This window comes from Burkholderia sp. Bp9015, assembly GCF_003853505.1.
GTDB lineage: Bacteria > Pseudomonadota > Gammaproteobacteria > Burkholderiales > Burkholderiaceae > Burkholderia.
In genome coordinates this window covers 1-6,148 of sequence record NZ_QTPZ01000073.1, presented here as the reverse complement: position 1 = coordinate 6,148, position 6,148 = coordinate 1, and the positions used below count along the sequence as shown (strand labels likewise).

At 69.7% G+C, this 6,148-nt stretch carries 5 protein-coding genes; 1 reads left to right on the top strand and 4 read right to left on the bottom strand.

Annotated features, from left to right (window positions below; all coding sequences use genetic code 11):
- The 4 genes from DIE12_RS37490 to DIE12_RS37475 form a co-directional block, all read right to left on the bottom strand.
- On the bottom strand, positions 1 to 489 hold a 489-nt coding region (locus DIE12_RS37490), incomplete at its 3' end, for a MarC family protein (RefSeq protein ID WP_124492246.1).
- Positions 490 to 609: 120 nt separating this feature from the next.
- Positions 610 to 1,410, bottom strand: coding sequence for an enoyl-CoA hydratase-related protein (locus tag DIE12_RS37485; RefSeq protein WP_124522073.1), 801 nt, complete (start codon positions 1,408 to 1,410; stop codon positions 610 to 612).
- 41 nt (positions 1,411 to 1,451) lie between these two features.
- A complete protein-coding gene (gene paaK, locus DIE12_RS37480) occupies positions 1,452 to 2,774 on the bottom strand; it encodes a phenylacetate--CoA ligase PaaK (protein WP_124484622.1) in 1,323 nt (440 codons plus the stop codon).
- A gap of 59 nt (positions 2,775 to 2,833) precedes the next feature.
- Positions 2,834 to 4,387 carry a 3-hydroxyacyl-CoA dehydrogenase gene (locus DIE12_RS37475; RefSeq protein WP_124484621.1) on the bottom strand — a complete coding sequence of 518 codons (1,554 nt, stop codon included), beginning with the start codon at positions 4,385 to 4,387 and terminating at the stop codon, positions 2,834 to 2,836.
- A 542-nt stretch (positions 4,388 to 4,929) separates the two neighbouring features.
- Between DIE12_RS37475 and DIE12_RS37470 the strand changes: the two genes are divergently transcribed.
- On the top strand, positions 4,930 to 6,018 hold the full coding sequence (locus DIE12_RS37470) for a calcium:proton antiporter (protein ID WP_124484620.1): 1,089 nt from the start codon (positions 4,930 to 4,932) through the stop codon (positions 6,016 to 6,018).
- The last annotated feature ends 130 nt before the right edge of the window (positions 6,019 to 6,148 follow it).

Genomic DNA, 6,148 nt, shown 5'->3' with positions numbered 1-6,148 from the left:
CGACACCGAGATCGACACGATGCTCGACAGCATGAATTCCGACAGCTTGTGCGTGCGGTTCGCGTTCAGCGCGATCGCGGTGGCGATCGAGCCGGGGCCGACGGTCAGCGGCACGGTCAGCGGGAAGAACGCGCGGGTCATGATCGCGTTCGCATCGATCGGCTTGATCGGCGTATCGCCGCCGCCCGCCGGCCCGTCCGGCTCGTTCAGCATCTGCCAGCCCGCGACGGCGACCGCGAAGCCGCCGCCGATCCGCAGCGCTTCCATCGAGATCCCGAAGAAGTGCAGCACCGGCGTGCCGGCGAAGAACGCGACCAGCAACACGATGAACGCGTTGAACGCCACCTTCTTCGCGAGCAGGTTGCGCTCGTGCTCGGTCAGCGCCTCGGTGCGTTCGAGAAACAGGAACGCGATGCCGATCGGATTGATGATGCCGATCAGGCCGGTAAAGCCGAACAGGATCTCGGAGATAAGGCGATTGACGATCATCGGGTGCGAAGAAGCGGTCGGGGCTGGGCCGGCGGCGCGCCGGGGGTCACGCATTGTAGAGCAAGCGCCCGCGCGCGAGACGCAAATCGCGCCCCGGGCCCGGCGGCCCGCGCCGCCGCCTTATTCGGCGCCCGGCTCCCAGGCCGGCGGCCGCTTCGCGAAGAACGCGGCGAAGCCCTCCTTCGCTTCCGGCGTCGCACGCACGCGGGAGATCGTCTGCGCGGTGAACGCCGCGCGTTCGTCCGACGGCGGGTACTCGCCGATCGCGTCGAAAAAGCGCTTGATCTCCATCAGCGCGTTCGGGCCGTTGCGGCTCAGCTCGGCGAGCGTCTTGTCGAGTGCGGCGTCGAGCGCGTCGAGCGGCACGGCCTGGTGGATCAGCCCGATCGCGACGGCTTCGGCGGCCGCGAGTTGCGTCGCGGTCAGCGCGAGCCGGCGCGCCTGGCGCTGGCCGACCGCCTCGACCAGGTACGGGCCTATCACCGACGGCAGGATCCCGAAACGGGCCTCGCTGACCGAAAAGCGCGCGTGATCGCTCGCGATCACGATGTCGCAGGCCGCGCACAGGCCGACGCCGCCGCCGAACGCGTGGCCCTGCACGCGCGCGACCGTCGGCTTCGGGCACTGCCGGATCGCCCGCATCATCGCGGCGAACCGCTCGGCGTCGCGCAGGTTCGCGGCCGCGTCGTTCGCGCTCGCGCGCTGCATCCACTGCAGGTCGGCGCCCGCGCAGAACGCGCGACCGTCCGAGCGCAGCACGATCGCGCGCACGTCGTCGCGCCGGCCGAGCGTGGTAAACGCGTCGGTCAGCTCGGCGATCATCGTCTCGTCGAACGCGTTGAGCACGTCGCCGCGCTGCAGCGCGACAGTCGCGATGCCGCGCGCATCGACGGCCACGGCCAGGGTTTTCAATCCATCCATCGAACAGGTTTCCTCGGGGTAGAAACAGGGAACGGCGAAACTCAGGCGGCCTGCCGGCGGTCGATCACGCGCCGGGCCTTGCCGGTCGCGCTCGCGGGAATGCCGCCCGCGGCGAGCACCGTCACGCCGGCCGACACGCCGATCATCGTCTTGATCCGGTGCTGCAGCTCGCGCGCGATCGCCGCGCGCTCGGCATCGGTCACGCACGCGACGGCCTCGGAGCGCAGCTCGACCGCGAGATCGAGCCGGTCCATGTGGCCGTCGCGCGAAAGCGTGATCTGGAACTGCCCCGACAGCTTCGTCTGCGCGACGACGATTTCCTCGATCTGGCTCGGGAACACGTTCACGCCGCGCACGATCAGCATGTCGTCGGAGCGGCCCGTGATCTTCGCGAGCCGGCGCATCGCGCGCGCGGTCGGCGGCAGCAGCGCGGTGAGGTCGCGCGTGCGGTAGCGGATCACCGGCATCGCCTCCTTCGTCAGCGACGTGAACACGAGCTCGCCCTCGCTGCCGTCCGGCAGCACCTCGCCGGTCGCCGGGTCGATGATCTCCGGATAGAAATGGTCTTCCCAGATCACCGGGCCGTCCTTCGTCTCGACGCATTCGCACGCGACGCCCGGGCCCATCACTTCCGACAGCCCGTAGATGTCGAGCGCGTCGATGCCCACGCGTGTCTCCACTTCCTCGCGCAGCGCCTGCGTCCACGGCTCCGCGCCGAAGATGCCGATCTTCAGCGACGACTCGGCCGGGTCCATGCCCTGCCGCACCATCTCGTCGATCAGGTTCAGCATGTACGACGGCGTGACGAGGATGATCTTCGGCTCGAAATCGCGGATCAGCTGCACCTGCTTTTCAGTCTGCCCGCCCGACATCGGCACGACCATGCAGCCGAGCCGCTCCGCGCCGTAGTGAATCCCGAGGCCGCCCGTGAAGAGCCCGTAGCCGAATGCGTTGTGCAGCGTGTCGCCCGGGCGGCCGCCGGCCGCGCGGATCGAACGCGCGGTCACGTTCGCCCACGTGTCGATGTCGCGCGCGGTGTAGCCGACCACCGTCGGCTTGCCGGTCGTGCCGCTCGACGCATGCACGCGCACGACCTGCTCGCGCGGCACCGCGAAGAGGCCGAACGGGTAGTTGTCGCGCAGGTCGTGCTTGGTCGAGAACGGGAATTTCGCGAGATCGGCGAGCGTCTTCAGGTCGTCCGGATGCACGCCCGCCGCGTCGAACGTGCGGCGATAGTGCGGGACGTTGTCGTACGCGTGGCGCAGCGACCACTTGAGGCGCTCGAGCTGCAGCGCCTGCAGTTCGTCGCGGCTGGCGGTCTCGATCGGCTCGAGGGCGGCGGCGGGGTGCGTCGGGTGAGTCATCGGGGTGCTCCTCCAGTGGAGTGATGTCGTTATCGTGATCGGGGTGACGCGGCCGGCGGCTAGCGGAACGTGCGGCCGGCCGCGTGCAGCGCGGCGATGCGCGGCGACACGCGATAGCGGTCCTCGCCGTAGCTCGCCGCCAGGTTCGACAGCACGCGATACACGCGGCCGATGCCGATCGCATCGGCCCACGCGAGCGGGCCGCACGGGTAGTTCACGCCCTTCTCCATCGCGAGATCGAGATCGGCGGGCGAGCACACGCCCTGGTTCACCGTGTCGGCCGCCTCGTTCGCGAGCATCGCGACGGTGCGCATCGCGACCATGCCCGGCACGTCGGCGATGCCGACGACGCGAAAACCCGCTTGCTGGAACAGCCCGACCGCATCCGCATAGGCCGCGTCGCTGCACTGCAGCGCGCGCGTCAGCGCGACGAGCCCGGCCTGCGCGTAATCGCGCGCGAGATCGACGAGCACGAGGTCGGCCACGCCGGTTTGCGCGGCGCGCACGGTCGCGGTGCGGCCGTCGGTCAGCGCGATCGACGCGCGTCCGGCCACGGCGAGCAGTTCGTCGGCATGCGCGCCGTTCTGCCGCGCGAGCGCGATGCGTTCGACAACGCGGGCATGCAGCGCGGCGGCCGGGCCGTCCTGCGCGAACAGCACGACGTCGGCCGGCGCATCGCACGGCGGTTCGAACGCGGGCGCGGGCGGCGTCGCGCCGTCCGCATACGAATAGAAGCCGCGCCCCGACTTGCGCCCGAGGAAGCCCGCGTTCACGAGTTCCTGCTGGATCAGCGACGGCGTATAGCGCGGATCGTTGAAGTACGCGCGGAACACCGACTCGGTCACCGCGAAGTTCACGTCGTGGCCGATCAGGTCCATCAGCTCGAACGGCCCCATCCGGAAGCCGCCGGCGTCGCGCATCACCGCATCGATCGAGGCCGGCGTGCCGCCCTGCTCGTTCAGCACGCGCAGCGCCTCCGCGTAATACGGCCGCGCGACGCGGTTCACGATGAAGCCGGGCGTCGACTTCGCCAGCACCGGCCGCTTGCCCCACGCGGCGGCCGTGTCGTAGAGCGCCTGTGCGACGTCCGGCGCGGTCGCGAGCCCGCTGACCACCTCGACGAGCGCCATCAGCGGCGCCGGATTGAAGAAATGCAGGCCGGCCACGCGCTGCGGCGCGCGCAGCCCGGCCGCGATCGACGTGATCGAGATCGACGACGTGTTGGTCGCCAGCACGCAGCTGTCGTCGACATGGCGTTCGAGCGTCGCGAAGATCTCGCGCTTCACGTCGAGCCGCTCGGCCGCCGCCTCGACGATCAGCGCGGCGCCCGCGAAGTCGGCCAGCGCGCGCACCGCGCGAATCCGGCTGCCGGCCGCGTCGGCCTGGGCCGGTTCCATCCGGCCCTTTTCCGCGAGCCGTGCGAACTGCGCGCGGATGCCGGCCAGCGCCTTGTCGCATGCGGCTTCGTTCAGGTCGTACAGCAGCACCGCATGACCGGCCGCCGCGGCCACCTGCGCGATGCCCGCGCCCATCGCGCCCGCGCCGATCACGCCGACGACCGCCGACTGCGCCAGCGCGCTCGAATTCACCGAATGTGCAGAAGAAACAGCCATCGCTTGCGATCCGTCATGAAGTGGAAGTGCGAGCGATTATAAACCGACCGGTCGGTAGATTTATGTCAGGGCGAGCCCGAATTTGTCGTGCAAGAGACCGTTACGAAAAGCGCAAGAACAAAAATTCGACCGATCGGGGCACTTTTTTGAAACAGAAAGGTCAATGAAAGCGTCCGATTATGAGATAGTGTCCCCCGAACGCCTGATAAAATTCGACAAATCGCCGAATTTCAGGGGGAAACCGCGTGTCACGCCGCTGCCGTCCACCGCCTGCCGTCCTTTCGGGGTCGGAATCGCGCCACCCGCCTGTCGTGACGTACCCGCGCCCCGCCCTCGGCACCCGGTCGCATCGAACCGTTTCATCCAGCGACGGGCTTCGGCCCGCCCGCGCCCCTCGCCGCTTCACGGCGGCGAATCCAGGGCAGCACGGCTCCGCGCTGCCGCCCATCAGCATCATCGTCCACGTTCGGCGGATCATCCGGCCGGGCTTCGTCAACCCGTGACGGCGCGTCGCGCGCCGCCACTCGCATAGGAAACCGTCCATGCCGCTCTCGTCCAACCAGCTCCCGCGCTGGACCCTCGTGGCCCCGCTTGCCGCCTGGCTGGTACTCGCGCTGTCGCGCGTCGTGCCGGCCGAAGGCCTCGTCATCGCCGTGTTCGCCGCCGCCCTCGCCGGCGCCGTGTTCGCCGCCGTCCACCATGCCGAAGTCGTCGCGCACCGCGTCGGCGAGCCGTTCGGCACGCTCGTGCTGGCGGTCGCCGTGACCGTCATCGAGGTCGCGCTGATCGTGTCGGTGATGCTCGGCGCCGGCCCCGAGAAATCGGGCCTCGCGCGCGATACCGTGTTCGCCGCGGTGATGATCATCTGCAACGGCATCGTCGGCCTCTGCCTGCTGGTCGGTGCGTGGAAGCATGGCGAGCAGGATTTCCAGGGGCGCGGCGCGAGCAAGGCGCTCGCGGTGCTCGCGTCGCTGTCGGTGCTGTCGCTCGTGATGCCGAACTACCTGAACGCCGCGCCGGGCCCGTTCTTTTCGAAATCGCAGCTTGCGTTCGCCGGCGTGTCGTCGCTCGTGCTGTACGGCGCATTCGTATTCGTGCAGACCGTGCGCCACCGCGACTACTTCCTCACCGAGCACGACAGCGCGAACGAATCAGTGCATGCGGCCCCCCCGAGCGGCCGCACCGCGCTGATCAGCCTCGTGCTGCTGTTCGCGAGCCTCGTCGCGGTCGTGCTGCTCGCGAAGCTGCTGTCGCCCGCCGTCGAGCATGCGGTGATGAAGCTCGGCGCGCCGGAAGCGGCGGTCGGCATCGTGATCGCCGCGCTGGTGCTGCTGCCCGAAGGGCTCGCGGCCGTCACCGCCGCGCGGGCGAATCGCCTGCAGACCAGCATGAACCTCGCGCTCGGTTCGGCGCTCGCGAGCATCGGGCTCACGATCCCGACCGTCGCGGCCGTGTTCATCTGGGTCGGCCAGCCGCTCACGCTCGGCATCGGCGCGATGGAAACCGTGCTGCTGTCGCTGACGCTGCTCGTCAGCACGCTGACGCTCAGCCAGGGACGCACGACGGTGCTGCACGGCGTCGTGCATCTGTCGCTGTTCGCGGCGTACCTGTTCCTGTCGGTCACGCACTGATGTAAAGCGGCGCGGGGGGGGGGGGGGGGGGGGGGGGGGGGGCGCCCCCCCCCCCCCCCGCGCCCCCACGCCCGAGCCGCCACCCAGAACCACGACACCACACCCGCCCGCAAGCGAAACCACAAGCACG